Here is a 26,427-nt window from a genome sequence, read left to right on the forward strand (position 1 = left end):
CGGCCTCCTGGTACGTTCGCGCGATGCCGGCGTGACCTGGATGGGCTTGGCTGGGAACCCCACCCACCCGGAGGTCGCCGACGTGTCCGGACGCACGCCCTTACCACCGACCGTCCTGCTCGTGCACGGGGCGTTCACCGACGCCTCGTCGTGGGCGGGGGTCATCCGGCGTCTGCACGCGGCCGGGCTGAGGGCGCATGCCCCGGCGAACCCGCTGCGCGGCCTGGCGCACGACGCCGCCTACATCAGGAGCGTGGTGCGCCAGATCGGCACCCCGGTCGTGCTGGCCGGCCACGGCTACGGTGGCGCGGTCATCACCGAGGCCGACACCGACGACGTCGTGGCGCTGTGCTACGTCGCGGGGTTCGGGCTGGACGCCGGCGAGTGCCTCCTCGACGTCACGAGCCGCTTCTCCCCCATGCCGGGGGCGGATCCGACCGTCGCCGCCGGTATCCCCGCGCGGTCTCCCGCGGATCCGGACAGCGAGCTGTACATCCACCGCGACCGCTTCCTCGACGTGTACGCCTCCGATCTGTCACCCCGCGTCGGCGGCGTGCTGTCCGTGACGCAGCGTCCGATCGCGCGGAGCGCGCTGACGGCGAGATCGGGTCCGCCCGCGTGGGCCCGCAAGCGGTCCTGGTACGCCATCGCCGCCGCCGACCGGATGCTCAACCCGACCGCTCAGCGCTTCATGGCCCAGCGCATGGCGGCCACCGAACACGTCGTGGACGGTTCGCACGCCGTGGTCCTGTCACGGCCCGACGACGTGGCGGCGATGATCCGGGAAGCCGCGGACCGGTGCGGTGATCACGGGTACCGGTACTGACTTCTGGAAATGTGCTGCTCTTCCGATCGTTTGTTTCCGGTAGCATCCCTGCTCGGACCGGAACAGGCCGGTTTGGGTCACCTCGCCCAACCCCCGGGTCGACAGTCCGAAACTCCAGACATCGCTCGGGAAGGCACCACCCCATGAACGCAGCGGCCAGACCGTCGGCGCGGCGGATCATCGCCCTCTCCGGAACCGTCGCCCTCGTACTGGCCGCCGCCGGGTGCGGTGGAGGAACCGGCTCCGGATCCGCCGACGGCAAGGTGACCTCCATCACCGCCCTCGACTACTACACCGACGCGACCGAGCACGCCCAATGGGGCGAGCGGCTCACCGCCTGCGGCAAGGCCGCCGGTGTCACCGTCGAGCACAGGAGCGTGCCGGGGGCGTCGCTCGTCCCGCAGGTGCTGCGGCAGGCTTCGTCGCGGACCCTGCCCGATCTGCTGATGCTCGACAACCCCGACCTCCAGCAGATCGCGCGGACCGGCGCGCTGACCCCGCTGGACCGGTACGGCATCGACGCCGGCGGCTACACCGAGGGCATCCGCTCGGCGGGCACGTACCAGGGCAAGGTGTACGGGCTGGCGCCCACGGTCAGCACGGTCGCCCTCTTCTACAACAAGGACATGCTCGCCGAGGCCGGTGTCGCCGTCCCGAAGACCTGGGACGAGCTGAAGACGGCCGCGGCCGAGCTGACCCGCCCGGGCCGCTACGGCATGGCGGTGGACGCCAACGCCACCTTCGAGGGCACCTGGCAGTTCATGCCCTTCCTGTGGTCCAACGGCGGGGACGAGACCCGGCTGGACACCCCGCAGGCCGCGCAGGCCCTCCAGCTCTGGGTGGACCTGGTCAGGAGCGGGTCCATGTCGAAGTCGGTGCTGAACTGGACGCAGGCCGATGTCCACGACCAGTTCGTCGCCGGCAGGACGGCCATGATGGTCAACGGCCCCTGGCGGATATCGGAGATGAACAAGACCGAGAACCTGCACTGGGGTGTGGCCCCCCTCCCCGTCCGCCGGCCGGGTCAGACCCTGGTCACCCCGCTCGGCGGTGAGGTGTGGACGGTCCCGCAGAACTCCTCCGAGGCCCGGCAGCGGAAGGCCGCCCGCGTCCTCGCCTGCCTGAACGACTCCTCGCACATGCTGGCCCTGGCCGAGCAGTACCACACCGTGCCCTCCCGCTCCTCGGTGGCGTCCCGGTATGCCGAGCAGGTCCCGTCGATGGCCGCCTTCGTCCAGAGCGTGGAGCGGGCCCGGGCGCGTACCGGCAAGCTCGGCGTCAGGTGGCCGCAAGCGGCGACCGGGATCTACACCGCCGTACAGGCCGCGCTGACGGGTGCGCAGACGCCGGAGGAAGCGCTCAGGCATGCGCAGCGGATCGCGACCGATTCCTGACCGGTCCCCGGAGGCCCGGGCGGTGACCCGGGCCCGGCTGTGGGCGCGGGTCTCCCGGTGGCTGTACCTGCTGCCCGCCCTGGTCCACCTGCTGCTGTTCTTCGGCTACCCGATCGTCAAGAACGTCGTGATGAGCTTCCAGCAGTACTCGGCGACGACGTTCTACACCGGTGCCGCGCCCTTCGTGGGCCTGCGGAACTACACGAAGATCCTGTCGACGGACGTGTTCTGGCAGGCCCTGCTGACCACGGTCCTGTTCACGGTCGGTTCCATCGTCGGACAGTTCGTGCTCGGGCTGGCCCTCGCCCTGTTCTTCCAGCGGAAGTTCCCGCTCGGCGGCCTGCTGCGGTCGCTCCTGCTGCTGCCGTGGCTGCTGCCCCTGGTCGTCTCCGGGACGACGTGGAGGTGGATGCTCGACACGGACGGCGGAGTCGTCAATCAGGCGCTGCGCGACCTGCACCTGCTGTCCTCGGGCATCCCCTGGCTGACCGGCACCTCCCAGGCCCTCGTGTCGGTGATCCTGGTCAACATCTGGGTGGGCATCCCCTTCAACACCGCGATCCTGTACGGCGGCCTCCAGGACATCCCGTCCCAGCTGTACGAGGCGGCGGAGCTGGACGGCGCCGGCCGTATCGCGTCGTTCCGGCATGTCACCTGGCCGCTGCTGCGGCCCGTGGCCGCAGTGGTGCTGGTGCTGGGCGTCGTCTACACGGTGAAGGTGCTCGACGTCATCCTCGTGGTGACGGGCGGCGGACCGGCCGGCGCGACACAGACCCTGGCCACCCGGTCGTACGAACTGTCCTTCCAGCAGTTCGAGTTCGGGCGCGGCGCCGCGATGGGCAACGTACTCGTCCTCGTCTCGCTCGCCTTCGCCCTCGTCCACCTGCGCGCCCGCCGGCGCGCCCGGAACCCCTGAGGGGCCTTCTGTGAAGCGCAGACCCGCACGGGGCCGGCTGTCAACGGTCGTGGGCATCGTCCTGCTCGCGCTGATGCTGTTCCCGGTGTACTGGATGGTGAACGCCTCCCTGCAACCGGCGGGCAACGTCCTGCGGGCAGGCTGGTTCCCGCTCCACCCGGACTTCGGCGGCTACGCCACCGCCCTGCGCGATCAGGGACGCCATCTGGTCACCAGCCTCGTCGTGGCCCTCGGCAGTGTGGTGCTGAGCCTCGGACTCGCCGTACCGGCGGCCTACGCGCTGGCGCGGTTCCGCCTGCGGGGAACGACGGTCGTGCTGTTCGGCATCCTGGTCACCCAGACGGTGCCGGGCATCGTCGTGGCCAACGCGCTGTACGGCGCCTACACCGACCTGGGACTCCTGAACTCCTACGGCGGGCTGATCCTCGCCGACTCCACCACGGGCGTGCCCTTCGCGATCCTCGTCCTGCGCGCGTTCATGCGGAGCATCCCCCGGGAGATCATCGAGGCCGCCCGCGTGGACGGCGCCGGCCGGCTCCGCGTCCTGTGGTCCGTGGTGCTCCCGGTGAGCCGCAACGCGCTGATCACCGCCGGCCTCTTCACCTTCCTGTTCGCCTGGAGCGACTTCCTCTTCGCGCTCACCCTGAACACCACGGACTCGGTGCGGCCGGTCACCGTCGGCATCTACGAGTACGTCGGCGCCCACACGAACCAGTGGAACGCCATCATGGCCACCGCCGTCCTGGCGTCCGTCCCGGCGGCGGCGCTGCTCGTGGTCGCCCAGCGCCATGTGGCCGCCGGGATCACCGGCGGAGCCCTCAAGTGACGCCGGCCGGCCTCGAAGTGAGACCGGCCGGGAGTGGTCAGGTGCGGGATGCCGCTACCGCCGGTCGACGCCGAGGTCCGTGTCGACGTCGTAGCCGGGCTCCGGCCCACCGGCGGTGGGGTGGGCGATGTCGGCCGCCAGGTCGAAGGCCGCCCCGTCGATCGCGTCCTCCAGCGCGGACTGCGCACGCCCGGCCTCAGCACGACGGTGATGCTCGGCCATCCGCTCCCTGAGGTGCCGCAGGTGGTGGCTGTGGTCCGGCCCCGGTTCAGCAGTGCTCATTCGGTGGTCCTCCGTATCGGGCCGCGGTGGGCGTCAGTAACTCTCGGACTCGGGGATCACATGCATCGCGGCCTCCTCCGCCGAGGCCCCGGCGCCGTCCAGTCCGCGGTCGGAGGCGAACAGGTCGGACTCGGTGTTCTCATGGCTGCCCTCGTCCGGCGCGACGAGCCGTCCGGCGCGCTCGTCGCCGACCTCGTCGTCGATGAGTTCACCGTCCGTGCCCCAGGTGTCGCCGATGCCGTCGCCCTCCGGGACACCGAGGTCCGGCACTTCCTCGGCGAGACGCTCGTCCAGGCTCTCCCCCCGCCACCGCTCCGCCGCCGTGACGCCGCTGTGCTCCACGCCCCAGGGCCGCTCCGGGGGTGAGTAACCCTCGTCCAGGGCCTCCTCGCCGCTCCGGTAGTCCAGCGTGTCGGACGCGTCCAGCAGGCCGGCGTCGTCCTGCACCTCCGATCCGTCCGGCTGGTACACCTCGTCGCCCATCGTCGCGTCGGTCACCCGCGCTCCCCTCCTTCATGCAGTTCGGCCACATAACCACCGGGGAACTCCACCATCGCGGAGGACCGGCCGCTCGCAGCGTACGGTTCCGCCAGCACCTTCGCGCCCGCCGCCTCGGCCTTGCGCAGCGTCGCCGTGAGGTCCTTCACCGCGTAGCCGGTGGTCTCCCGGCCGAACGGGTGGGGAAGGTGCCCGTCGGTGACGCTGACGACCGTGTTGCCGAACGGGGACCGGAGGGCGATACGGCGGTAGGTCTCGCCGGGCCGGCCGAGGTCACCGCCGTCCGCCGCCCGCTGGTCGGAGACGATCCGGCCGCCGGTGAACCGCAGGTAGGAGCGGAGGAAGGCGTCCACCGAGTCCGGCGTCAGATAGACACGGTTGTCCGGCACCGACTCCAGGGGCGCGTACGACGGAACCTTGGTGTGCCAGTACAGCTGGGCGTTGATCCCGCCCGGGAACTGGACGACCGCGTCCCGCCCGACGGGGTCGTCGAAGGGCGCGACGACGACCTGTGCCCCGCTCTTGCGGGCCAGGCGGACACCCGTGTCGAAGTCGGTCATGAGCCAGCCCGTCCGTTCGGTGCCGAACGGATAGGGGACGGGCGTCTTGAAGTCGAAGACGGACAGGGTGCCGACCGGCGAGAAGACCAGCTCGGACTCGGTCGTGCTGGGCGTCGGGGTGACGGTCGTGAGGACCTTGGCCGTGTGGGTCCCGCCGAAGGTCGCCTCCCAACTGGCGACGAACGCGTCCGTGGAGCCGGGGGTGACGTAGACGTGCGTGGTGTCGTACTGCGGACCGACCGCGGTGGTCGACGTGGCCGCCGCCCGGCTCTCGTTCTGCGCCAAGGACGGAGCCCCGGAGCCCACCACGCTGAACGCCACCAGTAACGCGGGCAGCACCCATGCCGTCGCCTTGCGCTTCATTCCCGTCCCCTTCGGTCGGACCCTGTGCACCGCAAAGGTAGGGACCCGGCGCGGGGGCGGTGATCCTGACAGCGCCCCGGGTGTTGCCTGTCAGGGAACAGTGCGGCGTCCGGTCACCAGCGGACGCCCGTGAAGTCGATCGGGCGGGGCCGCAGCAGGCGTGTGCGTTCCGTCAGGCCGTGGAGCCGCCGGGACATCTCGTCGGCCGGCAGGCGGCGCCGGTCTCCGTGGCCCGGCAGGACCCACTCGAACCGCAGCCGCCCCGCCGTCCTGGCCAGGGAGTCGGCCAGGGCCTCGATGGAGTACCAGGTCACGCTCTCGGCGACCTCCAGATCACCGGTCGTACGCGACCAGTAGAAGCTGTCGCCGCTGAAGCAGTACCGGTCGTCGGCGAGATACAGGACGCTGCCCCGGGTGTGTCCCGGGAGCGGGTGGACGGTGACGCCCGCGGCGATCTCCAGCGGTTCGAGTCCGCGGATCACCTGGTCGGCGTCCGGTGCGGCGTCCAGGTCGCCCTCGTGGATCCACAGCCGGGCGCCGAAGTGGCCGGCGTAGCGGCGGCCGTGCGCGGCGTGGTCGCGGTGGGTGAGCAGCACATCGGTGACGGGGCCGTACGCCGCGCAGCGCTCGGCCAGTTCACGGCTCCAGCGGGGCGTGTCGATCATCATGCTGCCGGACGGACGCCGGAGCAGGTACGAGTTGGCGCCCGCCGTGTGCGGCGAGTTGTGCCCGCAGATCAGCACCCCGTCGTCCAGGGCCAGCGGGAACGGGTCCAGCGCCGGGTCCGCGCGGCCGGTCACCGGCCGGATCGAGCGGGTGGGGCAGGCGAAGACGGCGGCGTGCAACCGCCGGTTCTCCGCCTCGTCGGCCGGTGCGCGCAGAATCCGCGACCTGCCGTCGGCCTCGTCGATCAGCTCGGGCGCGAACTGCCGGGCCACGTCGCAGTTGACGCAGCGGTCGTCCACGTACCATCCGTCCACCGCTGGACTCCTTCCACGGGGTGCGGCCTCGGCGGAGACCGCCTTTCCAGGGGTGTCCCGTCGGCCGTGGGCCCGGGGCTCAGGCCCGTACATCGAAGCCGCCCCGCCCGTCGAACCGGACCTCGCGCACCGCGTCGAAGCCGTCCCGCGGCGACGGCCTGCGCAGCCGCTTGAGCGTTGCCAGGACACCGATGTCGGGGACCCGGTCACGGCCCTCGCGGGTGGCGTTGCGCCGCAGGGAGCCCGTCACGTCCGGTGGGAACCAGTAGGCCGTCGCCGTCGCCCCATGGGCGTGGGCCGCCTCCACCAACGGGCCCCATTCCTCCGGCGACGGATTCGTGTTGTCCACGGCCACGGCCCGTCCGGCCGCCAGGTGCTCCGCCACCAGCCGCATCTGCCGGCCCTGCTTGTTCCGGGCACCACGCGGGAACAGGTCCTTGCTGACCAGCGCGTACCGGTCGGCCAGGCGCTGCGCGTAGAAGGTGGACTTGCCGGAAGCCTGCAACCCGACCAGCACCGCCACGTCCGGTTCCGTCGCCATACCCACCACGATGACACGCCACCGACGCTCACGACTGCGGGGGCAGTGGTCTCCTCAGTCCGTACCGTGGCTCTCCATCAGGCCGACGACCTGAGGGCGTACGACGTCCCACGCGTCGGCCGGCAGCTCGCCGAGGGCCGTACCGCGCAGTGCGGCGAGGGCCGCTTCGGCGTCGGTGTCACCGGGGGCGGTGCCGCTGAGCACCTCGTAGACGTCCCGTACGGCGACACGCACGCGGTGGGGCGCCCCGTGCCCGGCGTGCAGGGCGGAGGCGACGACGAGGGGTGGCGCGCCGCCCGCCGCGCCGGGCAGCTTGCGGTACGCCGAGGCGATCGGGGTGCGCCAGCGCAGGCTGAGCAGCACGGGACGCTTGGCGACCACCTCGGTCAGGTCCGCCTCGCGGACGCCGTCGGATTCCAGGACCGTCGCGCGGGCGTCCAGCACGAGCGCGGCGGGCAGCAGGCAGCGCAGCGTGCTGCCGACGAGGTTGCCGCCGACCGTCGCCGTCCGCCGTACGGCGCCGGTGCCGACCGTGGCGGCGGCCAGCCGCAGGACGTCCGGCACCCGCTCGTCGATCCGGTGCAGGATCACGGCGCCGCCCACGGTCTCCCGGCCCAGGACGTTGGCCTCCGGCAACTCACGAAGGGACATGGCCAGTCCGGGGAATCCGTCCCGCTGCCAGGTCGCCCACACGAGTGTCGCCCCGCCTATCGGCACGGCCCCCTCGGCCAGGCATTCCTGGGCTTCCGTCACGGACGTGGGCAGACGCAACAGCACAGCGGCCGACCTGCCTTTCCTGGACTCGGACGATGAGCGGGCGGCGCCCGGCCGCTGCCCGCCGACAGCGCAGTCTTGTCGCACGGACGGGGGCGCGTACAGGGCTCACACGTGCATGCGCCGCGCGCTCGGCACCGTCGCCGTACCGGGGCCGCCCGGGGGCCACCTGGCTGAGCGGCCGACCGTCGGCACGGCCCGTAGGGTGGGACATGTGACAGGCGAAACCGATCTGCGCACGCTGCTCAGCGGCATGCGGCCGGAGCTGAACCCGGGCCGCTATGTCTTCACCATGGCCGAGGGCGGCGTACCCTCCGGTTGCTCCCCGGTGGTCACGGTCGCCGAGCAGGAGGGCCTCACCCTCGTGCTGCCGCAGGCGGACGCGGACGCGGCCGGGATGGCGTACGACTACGTGGCCGGGTGGATCACCTTGCGCGTCCACTCCGCGCTGGACGCGGTCGGACTGACCGCCGCGGTCGCCCGGGCGCTCGCCGACGCGGGCCTGAGCTGCAATGTCGTGGCGGGCTTCCACCACGACCACCTCTTCGTGCCCTACGAGCAGGCCGAGCGCGCGATGGACATCCTCCGGGGTCTGGCGGACGCCGCCCCCTGAGCCGTACGGGCCGGGCCGCTCCGATGTGTCCGGCAGTACCGGCGGGTCCTCAGCCGCCCCTCGCCACCGCCTTGAACTCGGTCAGCGCCTCCCGCACGAGTCGCGCCATGTCGCGGTCCTCGGCCGCCTCCAACCAGCGTTCGTAGCCGATCTTGAAGACGGCCACACCCGCTTCGGCGGCGAGGCTCGCGGCCGGCTCCGGCACGCCGCGTCCGCGCAGGGTGCCGGCGAGTGCCGCCGACAGGGAGGCGAGTTTGATCAGCTCGCGCTCCTTGAGTTCCGCGTTCGCCGTGATCACGGCGTGCCGGGCGCGCGCGTACGCGCGGCGGTCGGCGAAGACCTCCGAGGCCGCGTCGAGTCCGGCCGCCAGCGCCTCGATCGGGGCGGCGTGCGCCGGTGCGCCGGCGACCGCCCGCACGAACAGCTCCTCCAGCTCCCCGGAGCCGCCGAACAGCACCTCGCGCTTGTCGGCGTAGTGGCGGAAGAAGGTCCGCTCGGTCAGCCCGGCCCGCTTGGCGATCTCCGCCACGGTGGTCTGCTCGTACCCGCGCTCGCTGTAGAGCTCCAACGCCGCTTCCGCCAGGCGCTCGCGCGCGTTCGGCTCCCATCTGCCCATGCGCAGATCCTACGCGATGACAGTCACTGACATCGAATGCTAGGGTCGATGACAGTTACTGACATCAAGAGTCTGGGGTTCTCCCATGCGCATCTTCGTGACCGGGGCGTCCGGCTGGATCGGCTCCGCCCTCGTGCCCGACCTCATCGAGGCGGGACACCAGGTCGTCGGGCTGGCCCGGTCCGACGCCTCCGCCGCCGCGCTCACCACGGCCGGGGCCGAGGTCGTCCGTGGCACCGTCGACGACCTGGACGTGCTGCGGGACGCGGCCACCGCCTCGGACGGGGTGATCCACCTCGCCTTCAAGCACGACCTGGCCTTCAGCGGCGGCTTCCAGGAGGCGGCCGAGGCCGATCGCCGTGCCGTGGACGCCTTCGGCGACGCGCTCGCCGGCACCGGCCGGCCCTTCGTCCTGGCCTCCGGGCTGCTCGGGGTCGCGCCCGGACAGCTCGCGACCGAGCGGGACAGGCCCGTGCTCCAGGGCTCGCACTTCGCGATCCGGCAGACCACCGCCGAGGCGGCGCTGGCACTCGCCGCGCACGGCGTCCGCTCGTCCGTGGTGCGGCTCTCCCCCACCTGCCACGGCGAGGGGGACAACGGTTTCGTCGCGAGCCTGGTCGCCATCGCCCGCGCCAAGGGTGTCTCCGGCTACCCCGGCGACGGCGCCACCCGCTGGCCGGCCGTGCACCGCCTCGACGCGGCACGGCTGTTCCGGCTGGCGACCGAGAAGGCGCCCGCCGGCTCGGTGCTGCACGGTTCGGCGGAGGAGGGTGTCGCGCTCCGTGACCTCGCGGAAGTGATCGGCCGTCATCTGGAGGTGCCGGTGGCCTCCGTGGCACCCGGGGCCGTCGCCGAGCACTTCGGCTGGCTGAGCGGCCCCCTCGGCCTCGACGCCGTCGCGTCGAGCGCCCTGACCCGCGAACTGCTGGGCTGGGAACCGGTCCAGCCCGGCCTCCTCGCGGATCTGGACAAGGGCCACTACTTCCACGGCCCCGCCACCACCACCGGCTGACCAGCTCGGCCGGTTCTCGCTCCGGACACGAAAAAGGTCCTGCCGGGCCACACGGCCCGGCAGGACCCATTGATCAGACCGAGGATCAGACCGAGCGCCGCCAGTCGCGACGCCCGGCGGAACCGACCGTTCTCACCGACCGCCGTTAACGGCGGCGCCCGGCCGTATCCCGGTCGTCCTCGCCCCGTACCGGCCCGGAGCTGACGGCTCCGGCGCCCGTCCCGGCGGCCGGTGTCTCCGCCCGGTCCCCATGGCCCGGCCACCAGGCCGCGTGGCCGATCAGGGCCGTGAGGCTCGGGGTGAAGAACATCGCCATGACGAACGCGGCCACCGCGATACCGAAGGAGACCGCGAAGCCCATCTCCGAGAGCAGCGAGTTGCCCGCCAGCATCATCGTGGCGAAGGTCGCCGCCAGGATGAAGCCCGCCGCGGCCACGGTCGGCCCCGCGTGCCGGAGCGCCATGCCGGCCGCCTCGCGCGGCTCCCGGCCCTCGCGGGCCTCCTCACGCAGCCGGGCGATCATCAGGATGTTGTAGTCGGTGCCGATCGCGACCACGAAGAGATACATGATCACCGGCAGCATGAACATCAGGCCCGGGTGCCCCTGCGCGTCCTGGAAGATCCACACGGTGGCACCGAGGGTGGCGCCGAAGCCGAGGCCCACGGAGGCGATCAGATACCAGGGCGCGACCACACTGCGCAGCAGCAGCCCCAGGATGACCATGATCAGGGCGGCGGCGACGGGGAAGACCGTCCGGTAGTCGTGGTTGACCGCCGCGTTGATGTCCTTGTAGATCGAGGACATGCCGCCGACGAGCGCCTTGGTGCCCTCGGGCGCCGTGGAGTGCGCGACGTCGCGGACCCGGCCCACGGCATCGATCGCCTTGTCCGTCGACGCCTCGTACTTGAGCGTGACGGTGAAGTCCGCGGTGGTGCCCGCCTTGTTCACCTGGGTCAAGCGAGCGTTCGCGACGCCGTCCACGGCGCCGAGCTTCTTCGCGTACGCGTCGAAGGCGGACTTGTCCAGCGGCTTGCCGTCGGTGCTGGACAGGTAGACGTCGGTGGGTGCCGCGGCGCCCGCCGAGTACGCCTTCTGCATCTCGTCCTGGACGACCATGGACTCCTTGGTCTTGGGCATGGAGCCCGACGCCAGGTCGAAGGTGGCCTTGTAGCCGAGGGTGCCGAGCGACAGCACGAGCAGGACGAGACCGGAGACGACGGCGGTCAGCGCCGGGCGGCGCTGGACGCCCCGGCCGAGGGCGGCGAAGCGGGCGTTCTCGGGCTCCGTCTTCCAGGACTTGGAGGGCCAGAACACCTTCGGGCCGATGAGCGAGACCACGGCCGGGATCAGGGTCAGACCCGCGACCAGCGTGGCGCCGACCGCGATGGCGAGCGCCGGGCCCATCTGCTTGAGGAAGCCCAGCGTGGACAGCACCAGGGCGAGGAACGCGATGATGACCGCTCCGGCCGCCGAGGCGATGGCCTCGCCGACCCGGCCGACCGCGTTGACCATGGCCTCCTTGGGCTCGTCGCCGGCCCGCAGACTCTCGCGGTAACGGAATATCAGGAACAGGAAGTAGTCCGTGCCCACACCGAAGAGCACGACGATCAGGATGGACGAGATCGAGCTGTTGGCCTCCAGGCCGAACAGCTTGGTGGCGTAGGCGATCAGCCCGTTGGCGACGGCGGACACCAGGCCGATCAGCACCAGGGGCAGTACGGCGAGGATCGGCGCCCGGAAGATGATCAGCAGTGTCACCAGGATGATCGCGAAGGTGCCGAGGCCGATCAACGCCTCGCCACGCTTGGACGAGTCCTGCTGATCGAGCGCCTGCGCGGCGGAGCCGCCGAGCTTGGCGTCGAGATCCGTGCCCTTGGCCAGTTTCTTGGCCTCGTCACGCAACTCCTTGGCCGCGTCGGCCTGTTTGGGCTGACCGGCGTTCTTGCTGTCCATCTGGACCAGGGTCAGGTCATACCTGCCGTCCTTGGACGGCTGGCCGGGGACGACCTTCTGTACCTGGTCGATGTGCTTCTCACTCAGCTCGGAGGTGATCCGGGCGACGTCGCGCAGGTCGGCGGCGGTCAGCTTGCCGCCGTCGGTGCGCTGGTAGAGCACGATCGCTGACGGGGTGAAGGCGCTGGGGAACGCCTTCTCCTGGAGCTGCGCCGCTTGGATGGACTCATAACTCTTGGGCAGAAAGCTGCTCTCGTCACTGTTCGAGGGCAGGCTCGGAGCGGTGGCGACGATGGCCACCGCGGCGATCAGCCACGCCACGATCGTCCAAATGGGATGACGGACGACGGCGTTGCCTATTCGTCGGAACATGCGGAGGGTCCTCCTGGGAAGGAAGATCACCGCAGCCCGGGGAGCGGTCCCTGGCATCGGCGACCCCGACCGGCCCGCAACGAACGGCCGGTCGCATGGTTGTCTTGGCCTCACATCCTAGTGACCGTGGACATACATCTTCTCCTCGGATATACGCGGCCCCGGCCGGACACGGAAACCGGCCGACTTTCCGGACGAGGGCGGGATGAGCGGAGAGATCGCGGTCGTTGACACAAGGGCGGGACCCGACCGGCAGCGCCGTACCGAGGGAGCGGACATGACCGTCCAGGACATCGACCGGGTGGACTTCGTCAAGGAGTGGGAGGAGTGGCACCGGGCCAAGGAGGAGGCCCTGGCCGGACCGCACGGCTTCCTCGCCATCACCGGCCTGCACTGGCTGAGTCCCGAACCGGCCCGCTTCGAGGACGCTCCCGGCGACTGGTCGGCCACCGCCGGCGGAGTGGTGGTCGAGCTGGCGGAGGGCGAGGAGCTGACCGTGGACGGCACGGTGGTACGCGGCCGGTACGCGTTCGGGGTCGTCCCCGAGCGGGGCAGCCGGTACGCCGGCTGGGGCGACGCCGTGCTCGAAGTCGCCCGGCGCGGCGGCCACGACATCCTGCGCCCCCGCCACCCCGGCAACGCGCTGCGCACCTCCTTCCGGTACACGCCCGCCTACGCCCCGGACCCGCGCTGGGCCGTCACCGGCCGTTTCCTGCCGTTCGAGGAGCCGCGGCCCGTCACGGTCGGCGCCGCCGTGGAGGGACTGGAGCACGTCTACGACTCCCCCGGCCAGGTGGAGTTCGAGCTGAACGGCACACGGCACCGCCTCACCGCGTTCAACGGCAAGGGTCCCGGTGGTCTCATGGTGCTGTTCACCGACAGCACCTCGGGCGTGACGACGTACGCCGCGAACCGCTCCCTCCAGATCGCCGCACCCGGCCCCGACGGCACGGTCGTCCTCGACTTCAACCGTGCGACGAACCTGCCGTGCGCCTACACCGACCTGGCGACCTGCCCGCTGCCGCCCGCCGAGAACCGGCTGCCGGTCGCGATCGAGGCGGGCGAGCGCATCCCTCTGGAGCGCGGCGGACAGCCCTGACCTGATCCGGCGTCACCCAGTGCCGCCGTCCTGTGACCCCGCACGCCACGGCCGGCGCCAGACGAACACCTCGGTGCTCGGGACCCGTTCGGCGAACCGGTCGGCCGGGGAGGCGCTGCCGAGCAGACGGCGCAGGTCCGTCTCGAAGGACGCGCGGTGCGGGCCGAACAGGTGCGGGGCGGAGAAGGACATCGAGAACGTCCAGGCGACGACGTCGTCCGTGGTGCGCACCAGCGCCTGTCCGCCGGGGACGACGTGCCGCTCGGGGCCCGTGAATCCGGCCCCGGAGAGCACCGCCGCCTCGCCGCCCGGGGTGCCCTGCGGCAGCAGGCTCCGGCCGGCGCGGCGGACGGGGCCGAGGTACCGCTGGACCAGGTCGGCGATGCCGGCGTACGGCACGGCCGGGTGCGGCAGGCCCGCGGTCGTACGGTGCTCGGTCTTCAGGTCGGCCAGGTGCACCAGTGCTCCGCCGGGCCGGAGCATGCCGTGGACGGTCCGCGCCACCCGCTCGCGGTCCGTCCAGTGGAAGGACTGGGCGAAGACCACCACGCCGAACGTGCCGAGACCGGCCGGGAGATGCTCGGCGCGCAGCCGTAGCCAGCGGGTCCTCGCGGTCAGTCCCGCGGCGGCGGCCCGGCGCGTGGCCTCGGCGATCATGCCGGGGTCCGGGTCCACACCGACGGCCTCGCGGAACAGGGGGGCCAGGGGGAGGGTGACGGTGCCGGGTCCGCAGCCCACGTCGAGGAGGCGTCCGGTGCCGTCGGATGCGAGCACCTCGGCGAGCCGTGGCACCAGTCCGGGGGCGTAGGGCAGCCGGCCCTGCTGGTAGTAGGGGGCGGCGCCCGCGAAGAGGGTCTCGTCCCACTCCCAGTCGGTCATCGTGGCCTGTGCCCTTCCGGTGGGGAGCGGTCGTACGGACGACGGTGATGATGTCAGGGCCCGGGAGCGGGCGGTGTGTGCCCAGCCGTCCGGGTCGTCGGTCCGCTCGGCTCAGCCGGACTTCCTGGTCCGCCTGCGCGGGGCCGCCGCCCGGATCTCCTCGGTCGCGGCGCGGAACGCGGGCGCCGCGCGGGCGAAGTAGTCGAAGATCAGGGCGCGTTGGTCGGGTGTGTAGTGGGCCAGGACCTCGGCCAGACGGTGGCGGGCCGGACCCACGACCTCCTCCACGCGGTCGAGCGCGTCCGGGACGGGTTCGACGTGCACGCGCCGGCGGTCCGTGGGGTCGGGCGTCCGGCGGGCGTATCCGGCGCGCTCCAGGCGGTCGATGAGGCGGGTGGTGGCACCGGTGGTCAGGCCGGTGCGGGTGGCGAGTTCGCCCGAGGTCAGGCTGCCCTCGCGGGTGAGCAGGCTGAGCGCGTACCACTCCGAGGTGTGCAGCCCCGCGGCCTCGGCGCTGGCCAGGCCCTGAAGGCCCACGGCGTCCAGGTACTGACGGAAGACCACGTGTTCGTCGTCCCTGCCGTTCCCGGGATTCGGCACGATGGACCCCTTTCCAAATAGCTGCACACATGCAGATACTGTTTTCAGTAAGACTCTGCGCCAGTCTAACCACGAGGGGAAGACCTCCGTCATGCCCACGTCTCACGACACCGCCGCCGTCACCGCCGTCCTGGACGCCCTGGTCGCCGCCTGGAACCGGCACGACGCCGACGCCTACGGCCGTCTGTTCACCGAGGACGCCACCTACGCCACCTATGTCGGCACCCTCTACCAGGGGCGCCGGGACATCACCGAGAGCCACCGCGTGCTGTTCACGACCTTCCTCAAGGACACCCGGCTCGCGGACGAGGTCGTCGGCATCCGCTTCCTCGGGCCGGACACGGCGGTGGTCAGCGGGCGCGGCGACACGTACAAGGGCAGGCGGCCCCGCCGGCTCGGCAAGGTGCAGACGTACACGCTGGTGCGGGAGGCGGACGACGCGTGGCGGATCGCCGCCTTCCACAACACCAAGCGCAAGCCGCTGATGGAGGCGGTCTCCTTCCGGTTCGCCCCGGGCCTCGTCCCCGCGGCCGACCGCGCGTGAAGGGGTGCCGGAGCGAGCGGGTCCCCGACGACGAGGCTCCGGGGGTATTCAGGCCACCGCCACGATGGACACCATCCACCCCCTGTCATAAACCGTCTCAGCGGTTTGATACACGCTTGTACGTGTCCCGCCCGCGCCGCCCGAGAGACGGCCGCACGCGGGAATCGGACGCGATGGTCCGTGTCAGGCGGAGACGCCGGCGAACGCCGCAGACTTCTGCTGGACCTCGGCGATCACCCGGGCACCCCGGTCCGGCGCGGTGTCCAGCCGGACCAGGACGGCCGGGGCCGCGATGGCCGGGAGGAGGTGGCCGTACAGCGCCGACATGCGGTCGTCCAGGTCGGCCCAGCCGGCCACGGCCTGCGACACGAACTGCACGCCGATCCAGGCGCCGAGGAAGACCTGGGCGGTCTCCTCGGGGTCCACGTGCGGCAGCACCTCGCCGCGTTCCTTCGCCTCCGTCAGGACGCACGAGGTCATCCGGGCCCAGGCCGGCCAGGCGCTGCCCAGCACGTCGCGGCCCTGGAGGTCGGCCGAGAGCCGGACACCGGCGAGCAGTATGGGCTCCTGGGGCAGCCGCTTGGCGAGGGTCATGCCCGCGTCCACCCACTCCTGCAACTTCAGTTCCCGGGGCAGGTGGTACTCGGTCCTCATCTGCTCCTGCAACACGCCCCGGGCGAGGGCCGCCTTGGAGTCGAAGTGGAAGTACAGGGCGCCCTTGGTGACGCCGGCCCGGTTCAGGATCTCGGCGATGGTGGCGGCCGCGTATCCGCGTTCCGCGAAGACGGCGGCGGCCGCCTCCAGAACAGCACGTCGGGTCCGGACAGCTCGTTCCTGCTGAGCCATGGACCCTCCCCCAAGCTGAAAATTAAACCAAACAGCTCGTACCCTACCGCACGGCCGCTCAACGAAAAGGTGGGCCAGGGCGGTTGACGCGGAGTTGGCACATGCGCCCGACACAGGCACTCCGGGCGTGGCACCGGGCCCGCAATTCGGTTGCGGTGGGACCGGTGCGGCCGGGGGCTGATCCTGCCGCTACCGGTGCGCCGGGGGGTCCTCTTGGCCGGTGGACTGCTGACGGCTGGGGCTTGGCTGGTGCTGGTCGGTGGACGTCTGCGCGGGGGCATGGGGGCCGACGCGGAGGCGCGCTGATCAAAATCCTTTGCGCCGCTCATCGACGGTTGCCGTCCGGTCGTACGCGGTTCGTGCTGCGGGCAGGACAGGAGTGATCACCTGGTGTCCTTCTCGGGTCGACCCTGACCGGACCGGGGGACGCCTGAGCGCGGACGGTCCGGTGCATGGGGAGACGGCCCTACGACGCGCGCACGGGCAGCGGGCGACGGCACGCTGACACGGGAGTACCGAGGCGCACCAGCCCACGCCGCCGGTCGCGGCGAGGCCGGCGGGCAGCGCCCACGCGGGGACGTACGGCCGGACATCAGGGCGTGCCCGAGAGCGGCGAGTACGACGCAGACGGCCGCGAACACAGCGGTCCGTACCGTGCGCACACCCCACCCTGCTGTCATGGCGCGCCATCCTCGCATCCCGGGCCCGGTCGTCATGCGGAGCGCAAACCGCCGGTCCCGGTACTCAGGGGGCCGTCAGCGCGGGCGGCGCTGGACGAGTTCGCCACGGGCACCGCGTCGAGCGCGCGGGTCGTTCCCGCGGCCCCGCTGTCGGCGGGCTTCACCATCCGGCCGGTACCCGCCCGCATGCCTCTCCCCGCCCCCACGGACAGGTATCGAACCGGGACCCCGGGGCACCGGCGGAATATGGATGCACACACATGGGCGCTGCGGGGACGGTTCCGGGCGCGGCGGGTGGCGGACAGCCCGGTCTTGGACGCGGCGGCCCGGGCGGGCTTCGCGGCACGTGGGCTGATCTACGTACTCGTGGGCGTCATCGCGGTGCAGATCGCCTTCGGCGGCGACGGCGGACGGCACCAGGCCGACCGCGGCGGTGCCCTCGGTCAGCTGGCCGGGCGGCCGTTCGGGTCGGCGATGCTGTGGATCGTGGGCGTCGCCCTCGCCGGGATGGCGCTGTGGCGGCTGTCGGAGGCGGTGTTCGGCGGCTACGGCCCCGACGGGTCCAGGATCTCCCGGCGGGCGGCGGCCCTCTTCCGTTTCGTCTTCTACTGCTTCGTGTCCTACTCGGTGCTCTCCTACGCGGCCGGGGACCGGGGCAGCGGCAGCGGTTCCTCCGACCGGCACACCGACGACGTCACCGCACGGGTGCTGGACTGGCCCGGCGGCCAATGGCTCCTCGGCGTCGCGGGGGCCGCCGTGGTGATCGCCGGGATCTGGATCTCGGTGCGGGCCCTCCAGCGGAAGTTCCGCGACAACCTGCGGACCAGCGCCATGTCCGCCCGGGTCCGGCCGGTCGTGGAGGGCCTCGGGGTGACGGGCGGCGCGGCTCGCGGCGTCGTCTTCGCCGCGGCCGGCGTGTTCGCTCTCGTCGCGGCCGTCCAGCACCAGCCGGGGAAGGCCAAGGGCATGGACGACACGCTGCGGGGTTTCCGGGATCTGCCGGCCGGGCCCTGGCTGCTCGCGCTGGTCGCGCTCGGCCTGGCCGCGTTCGGCGTCTTCTCCTGGTGCGTCGCGCGCTGGCGCAAGCTCTGACCCGACCCGACCCGACCCGACCCGAACCGAACCGAACCGAACCGACGACCCGACGGCCCGACGACCCGACGGCCGGCCTCAGTGCGCTCAGGCGTCGGAGTCGGGCTTGTTCCGCGCCGCCGCGTAGGCCTGGGACGGTGTCATGGAGACGCCGTCGTACGTGACCGTCTTGTAGGGGCTCACCTTGGCGCAGGTCTTGGCCTGGTCGGCGGTGGAGGCGTGGGCGCCTCCGACGGCGGCCTTGGTGTCGGCGGGCGCGGGCGAGGACGAGCCGCCCGGGTAGCTGGTGCCGCTGGGCCAGTCGGTGCCGACCACCAGGGTCAGTCCGCTGCCGGTGCCCTGCTTCAGACGGGAGGAGGGCAGGCCGAGCGCCTTGGCGACCGTCCGGGCCGCGGCCTTCTCGCCGGTGCCGTAGGTGAGGGTGGTGCTGCCGGCGGGGCTCGGGGCGTTGGACGTGGTCGTGGCGGGACTGAAGCCCTGACTGGTGAGGGCGGTCGCGAGGGCGGAGGCGCGGCCGGTGATGCCGGTGCCGTTCTCCACCGTCACGGCGATGTCGGCCGCGGGCACGGCGGAGGCGGTTGCCGTGGCCTTCGCCTTGGCGGTCGCGGAGGCCGCCGCGGACTTCTTGCCGGAGCCGGTGGTCAGGGACTGGTCGTTCGCGATGGTGGCGAACAGGCTCTTCGCTCCCGAACCCACCACCACCCGGTCGCTGTCGCCCGGATCGGGGGCCGTCTGCATGGTGGTGAAGGTGATCCGCTTGGTGGGCACCTTGTTCACGTCGTCGGCGAGCGAGATCAGCTTCTTCACGGTGCCGAGGCCGTCGTCCACGGTCAGCGCCTTGGTGGCGGCGTCGGCGAGGTGGTAGACCGCGGTGGGGTCGGTGAGCGTGCCCGCGCTCTTGAACTTGCGGATCATCGCGCTGAGGAAGATGTGCTGCGAGATCGTACGGCCGAGGTCGCTGCCGTCGCCGAAGCCGTGCCGGGAGCGGACGAACTCCAGGGCCGCGACGCCCTTGAGGGTGTGGGTGCCCTTGGACAGCTTCAGGTGCGAGTAGGTGTCGTAGACGTCGTCGCTGACGCACACGGAGACGCCGCCGACCGCGTCGGACATCTTGACCACACCGGAGAAGTCGAGCTTGACGAAGTGGTCGATGGGTATCCCGGTGAGCTGGTGGACGGTGGCGACCTGGCAGGCGGGACCGTACTGGAGGGCGCTGTTGATCTGGCCGTAGTAGCCGTTCGTGGACTGCCCCGACGCACTGTCCTTGCAGGCCGGGACCTTGGTCATGGTGTCGCGGGGGATGCTCATCACGGTGGCGTTGGAGCGGTCGGCGGATATGTGCAGCACCATCTCCACGTCCGCGTTGCTGCCGGTCTGCACCCCGGTATTCGAGCAGCCGCCGCCGAGCTTGCAGTCCGCCTTGCTGGTACGGCCGTCGGAGCCCATGACCAGGATGTTGATGGGGGTGCGGCCGAAGGCGTCGGCCTTCTCCTCGCCGCCCTTGCCGTCCAGCGAGACGCTGTGGATGTTGCCGTTCAGATGCTGGTAGAACCACCAGCCCGCGCCGGCGGTGACCACGATCAGGACGGACAGGCATATCCCGAGGATCTTCAGCGCCCGCCTGCCGCGCCGCACCGGCCGGGCCCGGCGGGACCGCCCGCCGCCGCGCGCCCGCGAGGCCGCCCGGGCCGCGGCCCGGCCGCCCGGCGGACGCGCGTCGTCCGGCTCGGCCCCGCGCTGCCGGGGCACCCGCGCGCCACGGCTGCGCGTGCCCTGGCCGGCCGGCCCGTCCCACGGGTCGCTCATCTCCCACTCCCCTGAACGGTCGGGCCTGCGGCTGAAAGGTCGGGCCTGCGGCACATCGGTTGCGTGGTTGCGCAATCTAGCAAACGCGTTGCCGGAACAGCACAGATCCACAGCCGACTCACAGACGAGGCATCTCGTCGCGGGGCCGCGCGCGCCCGGGCGGCACCGGCAGCGGGAGTCTACGTGCCCTTGGTAAGGGTCCGACGTGAGTCCTGCGCCGGAATGGCGGCGTGGCCTGAGCGCGCGGTCAACTTGCCCACCACGGCGTGGACGAGGGCCACGACGTCCGGGTCGTCGACGGAGTAGATCTGCCGCCGGCCCTCGCGGCGGGAGCGGACCAGGCCGGCGAGCTTGAGCTTCGCCAGGTGCTGACTGACGGCGGGCAGCGCACCGCCCACGCGGTCGGCGAGACGCGTGACATCGCTCTCACCCTGCGACAGGACCCACATCAGATGCAGCCGGGCCGGGGCGGCGAGCAGTCCGAACGCGGCGGCGGCCTCGGCGAGCACCTCGGCGGGTGGGTCCTGGAATCCCCCGCCCTTCTCCGTCACAGCCGCTCCCGCCCCACCCTCGTCACCGTCGACGTTCGCCCGCCCACCCAGTGTAGGCACCCGGTCCTGGCCGCCGAGGCACGCGCTTGTGCAGGGCGACAGTCAAGTCCGGTGTACTCGTGCCCAGTGGGCACCGGCGGACACGCGGGCAAGTCCGGTCCTACCCGGCGGGCGCCGGGGTGCCGGAGCCACGCGGGGCCGCGTCGTGCGGGGGGTCGGGCGGTCAGCCGGGGAAAGGAACGGGCGGCGGCGAGGAAGCCGAGCGTCGTCAGCACGAAGGGCCAGCTGAACGCGTGCCCGCCGGACGGGGCCGGCAGATGGGTGACGGCCGATGTCACGGCGGTCGCCGTCGCCGCGCCGAGCAGCGCGTACAGGAGCGTGACCGGGGTTGCCGCCAGGAGCACCCCGCACAGGGCGAGGGCCACGAGCACCGCGTTGTAGCCCATCGTGCCGTCGGCGATCCGCTCGGCCGGCGCGCCGAGCGCCCACGCGGTCAGGATGCCGGTCGCACTGCCGGCGCACGCCACCAGCCCGGCCACCCGGCTCGCCAGGAAGACACCCGCGAGGAGCAGCGCGCCCACGTACCACTCGTCCATGAAGAAGACCTGGGACACATTGCGGAAGAACGCCCGCCAGAGGTCGCCCGGGCGCAGCGCGGTCGGCCCGGAGGCCACGCGGGGCAGCGCGGCGAGGCTGTCGCCGTGCGGCCAGATCCGCCGGAAGGCGGGCGCCGCGACCGTGATCGCGCTCGCCAGCAGGCAGTACGGCAGGGTCAGCGGCGGCAGGTGCCACACGCGCAGCAGCCGCACGACGGCCGCCGTGGCGACGGCGGTCACGACGCAGCCCACGGCGGCGAGCAGCGCCGTGGACAGCCGGCCCGCGTCCAGGAACACCGCGAGGCACAGGGCGAGAAGGCAGGAGTTGAGGCCCTCCAGACCCGGCGCCATCCGGTCGCGGACCACATGCGGCAGCCGCGCGGTACCGGTACCGAGGGCGGCGCCGCCGAGCGCGTAGGCGCCGTAGCGCCAGTCGGCCGCGCACAGGGCGAGACAGAAGACGGCGCCCGCGCGCGCATCGGCCAGGAACATCACCTGGGCGACGCCGCGCAGCGAAGGCGGCACGAAGCGGACGCCGCCTCCCCTGCACCGCCACCGGCCACCGTCCGCCCGTCGCACGTCCCACCCCTCCTGCCGCTCTGCTGTTTTCCACATTGCGGCACTCATCTTCCGCCATGCGGTACGACCTGTCGAGGCTGCCTGGCGGTGGGCGGGACGGCAGACGAGCGCGCCGGGGGTGCGCGGGGAGCCGGACGAACCGCCGGTGGCGGAAGATGTCGCGGGGGTCCCGGGAGGGCGGAGCGGGCAGCGGCCCTTCGACCGCTGCCCCGGGTTCCGGCCCGCCGGACTACGGCAGTGTCACGAAAGGTGCCAGGAAGGCGCGGGCGCCGGGAGTGTCCAGACGGTAGGTGACGTTCGTGGCGTAGCAGGGGGTGTCGCCGGTGATGGTCGTGGCGGCGAGGACGTTTCTGCCGCCGATGACGGCGAAGTTGGGCCCGCCGGAGTCGCCGTAGCAGGCGCCGCCGTTGCCCTGCGGAGCCGTCATGGCCAGCCGGGCCCAGGAGTCGTTCAGGGCGTCGAACGTCACCGGGGCCTTCATACGGACGCCGCCGCCCGGGTGGGTCTGGCCGCCGGGCCCGTTGGCGGCCTCCTGCGTGCCGTACCCGGCGACGAACCAGTCGGTGGAGTTCAGCCCCCGCGGGCCGAGGGCGCCGAGCTGGTTCGCGGCCGGCAGGGCGGCCGGGGTGAAGGACCAGCGGGCGGCGACCTTCGCGGCGGGCAGTTCGACGACCGCGATGTCGTGCGGGTCGGAGGCGGGGCCCGGGTAGTCGGGGTGGGTGTGCGCGGTGCCTTGGACGGCGACGGCGTTCGCCTGGGCGGCCGGGTCTCCCGGGTACTTCTTCGCGGCGGCGTCGAGTCCGGCCTGGACGTCCTGGTCGAGCGAGACGAAGAAGCGGACACCGGCCGGCCAGTCGCTGGTGCAGTGGGCGGCGGTCAGGAAGGTGTCGGCGTCGACCATCGTGCCGGAGCACACCCAGTCGACGCGGTCCGGGGTCGCCGGATCGGCGTCGTCGTCCCAGGCGGCCACGAGGGCTCCGACCTCGGTGCGCTCGGGCGCGGGCGTGGCGTTGTACGAGTTGATCGCGGAGGAGGGCAGCGCGGCGGCGAGCACGGTGGCGCAGGCGGCGGCGGTGACGGAGGTGACGCGTACGGCTCTCAAGAAGAACCCCTTCACTGGGTGGTGTGGGACAGGTGTTCTCCTGCGGGGGTAGGGAGCATTGAAGTGGGTCGGGCGGTGCGGGACAAGACGGCCGGGAGCGGCATTCCGTTCGCCGCCGACGGCCACCGGGTGTGCGCCGGAGCGCGTCGCGGGTCGACCCGCATCCTCCGGGCGATCCTGGGCAGCCTGTCGGAGAGGGAAGCTCTGGGTAAGGATCAGGTGAGCGTGGGCGAGGGACGCGTGGGAGACACGGCAGACACGAACGACGAGGCGGGGCCGGAACCCCTGTCGGTCATCCGGACCGACGTGGGCGGTGTCACCGTCGTCACGGTGACCGGCGAGGTCGACCACCACACCTCCGGCGTCCTTGGCCGGGCCCTCGCCCCGGCGGACCCCGTCGGGGGGCGCACCGTCGCGGACCTCAGCGGTGTGCCGTTCATGGACTCCAGCGGCATCAACGTCCTCATCGCGGCCCATCAGGCCCATGGTCCGGCGGGCTGGCTGCGTCTGGCAGGCGTACGGCGCCCCGTCCTGCGCACGCTGGAGATCGTCGGCCTCACCCCCCTCCTCGCCTGCTATCCCAGCGTCCAGGACGCCGTGCGGGGCTGAGCGGGCGGCCCAGGCCGTGCACGGACGGTGACCTGGACGTGCTTCGTGCCGCATGAGCGAGGTCGAAGGGGAACCCTCTGCCGGTGCGCTGGACAGGCAGACGATCCGGTCACCGACGCGCGGCCGGTGGCAGCCCAGCGGTGCTGTCGACCGTGGTCGACCGATCGAGCGTCCGCTGCTCACGCGGCACCCACCGCTTCCCGGGGCCGCCGCCCGTGCGCGTCGCCGTGCACGGGGCCGCTCAACGACCGCTCGGGGCCGCATCGTTCATCCCGCCTTCACCGGCATGACGCGAAGGTCACTTCCCTGCCTTCGTGCGGCCTCCTAGCCTCACGCCGGTCCGAACTCGTTCCGAGCGGCAGGCGCTGTCGGCTCGGTGCGTCCCGTCCGCGACCCGACCCCTCGTCGAAAGGCGACTGCCCTCATGCCCTCTCATCGGCTGCGCGTCCCAAGACGGTTCGCCACCCGATCGGCCGCCGCGCTGGTCACCACCGCGCTCACGCTTGCCGCTCCCCTGCCCGCCGTGGCGGCGGATGGCCCGCCGGAGCGGCCGTCCTCACTCGTGGACCCCCTGATCGGGTCCGCGAACGGTGGCAACACCTTTCCCGGTGCCACCCTCCCGTTCGGGATGATCGCCTGGTCCCCGACCAGCACCACAGGAGATCAGACCAGCACCGGGGCGGCCAACGGCTACCAGTACGACACCACGCGCATCCGCGGCCTGAGCCTGACGCATGTCAACGGCGCCGGCTGCAACCCCGGCGCGGCGGGCGACATTCCGATCATGCCGTTCGTCGGTGACGTCACCTCCTCGCCGTCGGCGGACACCAAGGACGCCGTCTACGCCGCCGACTTCTCGCACGCCGACGAGAAGGCCGCGCCCGGCCGCTACACCCTCGGCCTGAAGTCCGGCGCCAAGGCCGACCTGGCCGTCAGCAAGCGCGCGGGCGTCGCCGACTTCACGTTCCCGGGCGACCGCCCGGCCAATCTGCTCTTCCGCGTCTCGAACTCCCTCAACGGCAGCGAGGACGCGCACGTCGACATCGACACCGCCCGCAACAAGGTGACCGGCTGGGTGCTCACCGGCGCCTTCTGCGGCCGCCGCGCCAACGGCGGGACCAACAACCGCAAGAGCTACTACAAGCTGTACTTCAGCGCGTCCTTCGACCGCGCCTTCTCCTCGGTCGGCACCTGGAAGGACGGCACGCTGTCCCCGGGGGCGACGTCCGCCTCCGGCGGAGAGGGGTACGCGACGGGCGCGGACCGAGCGGGACGCGGCTCCGGCGGCTGGGTCGGCTTCGACACGCGCTCTGACAACGATGTCCGCATGCGGATCGGCATCTCGTACGTGAGCCTGGACGGCGCCGAGGCCAACCTCCGTGACGAGATCGAGCCGGACGCGGGCGTGGCCGACGTGGCCGAGGCGGGAGCACGGGCCTGGGACCGCGAACTGCGCACCGTGCGGGTCGACGGCGGCAGCCCCGCCCGCCGCCGGACCTTCTACACCGCGCTCTACCACGCCCTCATGCAGCCGAACCTGATCAGCGACGGCGACGGCCGCTACTGGGGCATGGACCAGGCCGTCCATCATCTGGCCCACGGCCAGCGCGCCCAGTACAGCAACTTCTCCGGCTGGGACCAGTACCGGGCCCAGATACAGCTGCTCGCCCTGCTCAAGCCCACTGTGGCGGGCGACTTCGCCCAGTCCCTCTACAACTTCGCACGGCAGAACGACGGGATCTGGGACCGCTGGGTGCACGTCAGTGGCGCCACCCACGTCATGACCGGTGACCCGTCGGCGGCGACACTGGCCACCTTCTACGCCATGGGCGTGCGCAACTTCGACTACGAGGGCGCCTTCGACTCGCTCGCCCGACAGGCCACCGTGCCCCATCCGGACGGACTCTCGGACGCGGGCTGCCCGGGCCAGTGCGTGGGACAGCGCCCCAACCTGGCGCAGTATCTGACCTCTCACTACGCCGCCCAGGATGTGTGCCACTGCTGGGGCGGCGCCGCCGAGACCCTGGAGGACGCCGTCGCCGACTCCGCACTCGCGAAGTGGGCGAAGCTGCTGGGGCGGGACGCGGAGGCCAAGGTCTTCACCGAACGCGCCGCCTACTGGCGCAACGTGTTCCATCCGGACGCCACCGCCGACGGCGGCTACATCCAGGCACGCAAGCTCGACGGCTCCTGGGTGACGCCCTTCAGCCCGGGCAGCGACCTCGGCTTCGCCCAGGGAACCAGCGCCACGTACACCTGGATGGTGCCGCAGGACGTGCAAGGCCTGGCGGATGCCATGGGCGGCCGGGACGTGGCCGCCGCCCGCCTGGACGGCTTCTTCCACAAGGCGGACGGCTCCTGGTCCGTGCGCGGCGGCGACGCCCTGCGCTACGACCCGACCAACGAGCCCGGCATTCACGCCCCCTGGCTCTACAACGCGCTCGGACAGCCCTGGAAGACCCAGGCGACGGTCCGTCAGATCCTCGACACGGTGTACGGCACCGGGCCCTCCGGCCTTCCCGGCAACGACGATCTGGGCACCATGTCCGCCTGGTACGTCTTCTCCGCCCTGGGTCTGTACCCCCAGACCCCGGGCAGCGCGCACCTGCTGCTGGGCGCCCCCGTCTTCCCGAAGGCGGTGCTGGACCGGCCGGGCCGCAAGGACATCACGATCACCGCACCCGAGGCCGACGACAGGCACATGTACGTCGACGCGGTACGCCTCGACGGGCGCCCCGGTCAGAGGTCCTGGACGGACTCGGGCCTGACGCTCTCGGGCGGCACGCTCGACTTCCGGCTGGCCGAACAGCCCAACACCGGGTGGGGGACCGACCCGGCCCATCTGCCGAAGTAGCACCCTGAGGCCCACCGGCGCTCACCGGGCGGTCCGACGGCTGAACATGAGACGCCCCCGGCG

The 26,427-nt window shown here is 72.1% G+C and carries 26 protein-coding genes; 11 read left to right on the forward strand and 15 right to left on the reverse strand.

The annotated features are described in order from the left end of the window. Positions 1 to 46 precede the first annotated feature (46 nt). The 4 genes from ACZ4WH_RS34615 to ACZ4WH_RS34630 all read left to right on the forward strand — a co-directional run bounded on the left by ACZ4WH_RS34615 (position 47) and on the right by ACZ4WH_RS34630 (position 3,962). Positions 47 to 826 (forward strand): alpha/beta hydrolase, encoded by a 780-nt coding sequence (locus ACZ4WH_RS34615; RefSeq protein ID WP_468188296.1) that lies wholly within the window; start codon positions 47 to 49, stop codon positions 824 to 826. Between the two features lie 143 nt (positions 827 to 969). Beyond that, positions 970 to 2,220: a sugar ABC transporter substrate-binding protein gene (locus tag ACZ4WH_RS34620; protein WP_468188298.1), complete on the forward strand. Its 1,251-nt coding sequence runs from the start codon at positions 970 to 972 to the stop codon at positions 2,218 to 2,220. Further along, on the forward strand, positions 2,192 to 3,136 hold the full coding sequence (locus ACZ4WH_RS34625) for a carbohydrate ABC transporter permease (RefSeq protein WP_468188300.1): 945 nt from the start codon (positions 2,192 to 2,194) through the stop codon (positions 3,134 to 3,136). Before ACZ4WH_RS34620 ends, ACZ4WH_RS34625 begins: the two co-directional genes overlap by 29 nt. Positions 3,137 to 3,146: 10 nt before the next feature. Continuing rightward, positions 3,147 to 3,962: a carbohydrate ABC transporter permease gene (locus ACZ4WH_RS34630; RefSeq protein WP_468188301.1), complete on the forward strand. Its 816-nt coding sequence runs from the start codon at positions 3,147 to 3,149 to the stop codon at positions 3,960 to 3,962. 54 nt (positions 3,963 to 4,016) lie between these two features. On the opposite strand, the gene ACZ4WH_RS34635 is transcribed toward ACZ4WH_RS34630, so the two are convergent. The 6 genes from ACZ4WH_RS34635 to ACZ4WH_RS34660 form a co-directional block, all read right to left on the reverse strand. Then, positions 4,017 to 4,244, reverse strand: a complete 228-nt coding sequence (locus ACZ4WH_RS34635) for a hypothetical protein (RefSeq protein ID WP_468188303.1) — start codon at positions 4,242 to 4,244, stop codon at positions 4,017 to 4,019. A 33-nt stretch (positions 4,245 to 4,277) separates the two neighbouring features. Beyond that, positions 4,278 to 4,727, reverse strand: a complete 450-nt coding sequence (locus tag ACZ4WH_RS34640; protein WP_468188366.1) for a DUF5709 domain-containing protein — start codon at positions 4,725 to 4,727, stop codon at positions 4,278 to 4,280. A gap of 11 nt (positions 4,728 to 4,738) precedes the next feature. Continuing rightward, positions 4,739 to 5,665, reverse strand: coding sequence for a VOC family protein (locus ACZ4WH_RS34645; RefSeq protein ID WP_468188304.1), 927 nt, complete (start codon positions 5,663 to 5,665; stop codon positions 4,739 to 4,741). 113 nt (positions 5,666 to 5,778) lie between these two features. Continuing rightward, on the reverse strand, positions 5,779 to 6,645 hold the full coding sequence (locus tag ACZ4WH_RS34650) for an MBL fold metallo-hydrolase (protein WP_468188305.1): 867 nt from the start codon (positions 6,643 to 6,645) through the stop codon (positions 5,779 to 5,781). A gap of 79 nt (positions 6,646 to 6,724) precedes the next feature. Then, a complete protein-coding gene (locus ACZ4WH_RS34655) occupies positions 6,725 to 7,186 on the reverse strand; it encodes an AAA family ATPase (RefSeq protein ID WP_468188306.1) in 462 nt (153 codons plus the stop codon). A gap of 54 nt (positions 7,187 to 7,240) precedes the next feature. Continuing rightward, entirely contained in the window at positions 7,241 to 7,963 is a 723-nt protein-coding gene (locus ACZ4WH_RS34660; RefSeq protein WP_468188307.1) for an FAD binding domain-containing protein, read from the reverse strand. A 211-nt stretch (positions 7,964 to 8,174) separates the two neighbouring features. Here ACZ4WH_RS34660 and ACZ4WH_RS34665 point away from each other — a divergent pair, with 211 nt between their 5' ends. Then, complete coding sequence (locus ACZ4WH_RS34665) at positions 8,175 to 8,573, forward strand: ACT domain-containing protein (protein WP_468188308.1); 399 nt, start codon at positions 8,175 to 8,177, stop codon at positions 8,571 to 8,573. A gap of 49 nt (positions 8,574 to 8,622) precedes the next feature. Here ACZ4WH_RS34665 and ACZ4WH_RS34670 read toward each other — a convergent pair whose 3' ends face one another. Beyond that, the gene (locus tag ACZ4WH_RS34670; RefSeq protein WP_468188309.1) at positions 8,623 to 9,189 is read right to left on the reverse strand and encodes a TetR/AcrR family transcriptional regulator; all 567 of its coding nucleotides are present in this window, start codon (positions 9,187 to 9,189) and stop codon (positions 8,623 to 8,625) included. Positions 9,190 to 9,274: 85 nt separating this feature from the next. On the opposite strand from ACZ4WH_RS34670, the gene ACZ4WH_RS34675 reads away from it, so the two are divergent. After that, the gene (locus ACZ4WH_RS34675) at positions 9,275 to 10,201 is read left to right on the forward strand and encodes an SDR family oxidoreductase (RefSeq protein ID WP_468188310.1); all 927 of its coding nucleotides are present in this window, start codon (positions 9,275 to 9,277) and stop codon (positions 10,199 to 10,201) included. A gap of 145 nt (positions 10,202 to 10,346) precedes the next feature. Here ACZ4WH_RS34675 and ACZ4WH_RS34680 read toward each other — a convergent pair whose 3' ends face one another. Next, positions 10,347 to 12,527 carry an MMPL family transporter gene (locus tag ACZ4WH_RS34680; RefSeq protein WP_468188311.1) on the reverse strand — a complete coding sequence of 727 codons (2,181 nt, stop codon included), beginning with the start codon at positions 12,525 to 12,527 and terminating at the stop codon, positions 10,347 to 10,349. A 277-nt stretch (positions 12,528 to 12,804) separates the two neighbouring features. On the opposite strand from ACZ4WH_RS34680, the gene ACZ4WH_RS34685 reads away from it, so the two are divergent. Continuing rightward, positions 12,805 to 13,626, forward strand: a complete 822-nt coding sequence (locus tag ACZ4WH_RS34685; protein ID WP_468188313.1) for a DUF1684 domain-containing protein — start codon at positions 12,805 to 12,807, stop codon at positions 13,624 to 13,626. A 12-nt stretch (positions 13,627 to 13,638) separates the two neighbouring features. Here the strand turns inward: ACZ4WH_RS34685 and ACZ4WH_RS34690 are convergent, their stop codons facing one another. Then, positions 13,639 to 14,505, reverse strand: coding sequence for a class I SAM-dependent methyltransferase (locus ACZ4WH_RS34690; protein ID WP_468188314.1), 867 nt, complete (start codon positions 14,503 to 14,505; stop codon positions 13,639 to 13,641). Between the two features lie 111 nt (positions 14,506 to 14,616). Continuing rightward, positions 14,617 to 15,105 (reverse strand): MarR family winged helix-turn-helix transcriptional regulator, encoded by a 489-nt coding sequence (locus tag ACZ4WH_RS34695; protein ID WP_468188316.1) that lies wholly within the window; start codon positions 15,103 to 15,105, stop codon positions 14,617 to 14,619. 91 nt (positions 15,106 to 15,196) lie between these two features. Here ACZ4WH_RS34695 and ACZ4WH_RS34700 point away from each other — a divergent pair, with 91 nt between their 5' ends. Next, the gene (locus ACZ4WH_RS34700) at positions 15,197 to 15,649 is read left to right on the forward strand and encodes an SgcJ/EcaC family oxidoreductase (protein ID WP_468188317.1); all 453 of its coding nucleotides are present in this window, start codon (positions 15,197 to 15,199) and stop codon (positions 15,647 to 15,649) included. Between the two features lie 183 nt (positions 15,650 to 15,832). Here the strand turns inward: ACZ4WH_RS34700 and ACZ4WH_RS34705 are convergent, their stop codons facing one another. After that, complete coding sequence (locus ACZ4WH_RS34705) at positions 15,833 to 16,495, reverse strand: ScbR family autoregulator-binding transcription factor (RefSeq protein WP_468188319.1); 663 nt, start codon at positions 16,493 to 16,495, stop codon at positions 15,833 to 15,835. A gap of 926 nt (positions 16,496 to 17,421) precedes the next feature. On the opposite strand from ACZ4WH_RS34705, the gene ACZ4WH_RS34710 reads away from it, so the two are divergent. Beyond that, complete coding sequence (locus ACZ4WH_RS34710) at positions 17,422 to 18,267, forward strand: DUF1206 domain-containing protein (RefSeq protein WP_468188321.1); 846 nt, start codon at positions 17,422 to 17,424, stop codon at positions 18,265 to 18,267. An 87-nt stretch (positions 18,268 to 18,354) separates the two neighbouring features. On the opposite strand, the gene ACZ4WH_RS34715 is transcribed toward ACZ4WH_RS34710, so the two are convergent. From ACZ4WH_RS34715 to ACZ4WH_RS34730, 4 genes are all read right to left on the reverse strand, one after another. Continuing rightward, positions 18,355 to 20,073 carry an LCP family protein gene (locus ACZ4WH_RS34715; RefSeq protein WP_468188323.1) on the reverse strand — a complete coding sequence of 573 codons (1,719 nt, stop codon included), beginning with the start codon at positions 20,071 to 20,073 and terminating at the stop codon, positions 18,355 to 18,357. 179 nt (positions 20,074 to 20,252) lie between these two features. Next, positions 20,253 to 20,624 carry an ArsR/SmtB family transcription factor gene (locus ACZ4WH_RS34720; RefSeq protein ID WP_468188325.1) on the reverse strand — a complete coding sequence of 124 codons (372 nt, stop codon included), beginning with the start codon at positions 20,622 to 20,624 and terminating at the stop codon, positions 20,253 to 20,255. Then, on the reverse strand, positions 20,621 to 21,745 hold the full coding sequence (locus ACZ4WH_RS34725) for an urea transporter (protein ID WP_468188327.1): 1,125 nt from the start codon (positions 21,743 to 21,745) through the stop codon (positions 20,621 to 20,623). Before ACZ4WH_RS34725 ends, ACZ4WH_RS34720 begins: the two co-directional genes overlap by 4 nt. Positions 21,746 to 22,028: 283 nt before the next feature. After that, positions 22,029 to 22,901: a trypsin-like serine protease gene (locus ACZ4WH_RS34730; RefSeq protein ID WP_468188329.1), complete on the reverse strand. Its 873-nt coding sequence runs from the start codon at positions 22,899 to 22,901 to the stop codon at positions 22,029 to 22,031. Between the two features lie 240 nt (positions 22,902 to 23,141). On the opposite strand from ACZ4WH_RS34730, the gene ACZ4WH_RS34735 reads away from it, so the two are divergent. Both ACZ4WH_RS34735 and ACZ4WH_RS34740 read left to right on the forward strand, forming a co-directional pair. Further along, the gene (locus tag ACZ4WH_RS34735; RefSeq protein WP_468188331.1) at positions 23,142 to 23,510 is read left to right on the forward strand and encodes an STAS domain-containing protein; all 369 of its coding nucleotides are present in this window, start codon (positions 23,142 to 23,144) and stop codon (positions 23,508 to 23,510) included. A 424-nt stretch (positions 23,511 to 23,934) separates the two neighbouring features. After that, the gene (locus ACZ4WH_RS34740) at positions 23,935 to 26,364 is read left to right on the forward strand and encodes a GH92 family glycosyl hydrolase (RefSeq protein WP_468188333.1); all 2,430 of its coding nucleotides are present in this window, start codon (positions 23,935 to 23,937) and stop codon (positions 26,362 to 26,364) included. The last annotated feature ends 63 nt before the right edge of the window (positions 26,365 to 26,427 follow it).

Source organism: Streptomyces sp. NPDC029138 (genome assembly GCF_055564375.1).

Excerpts from the sequence above, each read along its gene's own strand:
- ACZ4WH_RS34620 (WP_468188298.1), top strand. The coding sequence starts at position 970 with ATGAACGCAGCGGCCAGACCGTCGGCGCGGCGGATCATCGCCCTCTCC.
- ACZ4WH_RS34625 (WP_468188300.1), top strand. The coding sequence starts at position 2,192 with ATGCGCAGCGGATCGCGACCGATTCCTGACCGGTCCCCGGAGGCCCGG.
- ACZ4WH_RS34635 (WP_468188303.1), bottom strand. The coding sequence starts at position 4,244 with ATGAGCACTGCTGAACCGGGGCCGGACCACAGCCACCACCTGCGGCAC.
- ACZ4WH_RS34640 (WP_468188366.1), bottom strand. The coding sequence starts at position 4,727 with ATGGGCGACGAGGTGTACCAGCCGGACGGATCGGAGGTGCAGGACGAC.
- ACZ4WH_RS34645 (WP_468188304.1), bottom strand. The coding sequence starts at position 5,665 with ATGAAGCGCAAGGCGACGGCATGGGTGCTGCCCGCGTTACTGGTGGCG.
- ACZ4WH_RS34655 (WP_468188306.1), bottom strand. The coding sequence starts at position 7,186 with ATGGCGACGGAACCGGACGTGGCGGTGCTGGTCGGGTTGCAGGCTTCC.
- ACZ4WH_RS34670 (WP_468188309.1), bottom strand. The coding sequence starts at position 9,189 with ATGGGCAGATGGGAGCCGAACGCGCGCGAGCGCCTGGCGGAAGCGGCG.
- ACZ4WH_RS34675 (WP_468188310.1), top strand. The coding sequence starts at position 9,275 with ATGCGCATCTTCGTGACCGGGGCGTCCGGCTGGATCGGCTCCGCCCTC.
- ACZ4WH_RS34680 (WP_468188311.1), bottom strand. The coding sequence starts at position 12,527 with ATGTTCCGACGAATAGGCAACGCCGTCGTCCGTCATCCCATTTGGACG.
- ACZ4WH_RS34685 (WP_468188313.1), top strand. The coding sequence starts at position 12,805 with ATGACCGTCCAGGACATCGACCGGGTGGACTTCGTCAAGGAGTGGGAG.
- ACZ4WH_RS34690 (WP_468188314.1), bottom strand. The coding sequence starts at position 14,505 with ATGACCGACTGGGAGTGGGACGAGACCCTCTTCGCGGGCGCCGCCCCC.
- ACZ4WH_RS34700 (WP_468188317.1), top strand. The coding sequence starts at position 15,197 with ATGCCCACGTCTCACGACACCGCCGCCGTCACCGCCGTCCTGGACGCC.
- ACZ4WH_RS34705 (WP_468188319.1), bottom strand. The coding sequence starts at position 16,495 with ATGGCTCAGCAGGAACGAGCTGTCCGGACCCGACGTGCTGTTCTGGAG.
- ACZ4WH_RS34710 (WP_468188321.1), top strand. The coding sequence starts at position 17,422 with ATGGATGCACACACATGGGCGCTGCGGGGACGGTTCCGGGCGCGGCGG.
- ACZ4WH_RS34715 (WP_468188323.1), bottom strand. The coding sequence starts at position 20,073 with ATGAGCGACCCGTGGGACGGGCCGGCCGGCCAGGGCACGCGCAGCCGT.
- ACZ4WH_RS34740 (WP_468188333.1), top strand. The coding sequence starts at position 23,935 with ATGCCCTCTCATCGGCTGCGCGTCCCAAGACGGTTCGCCACCCGATCG.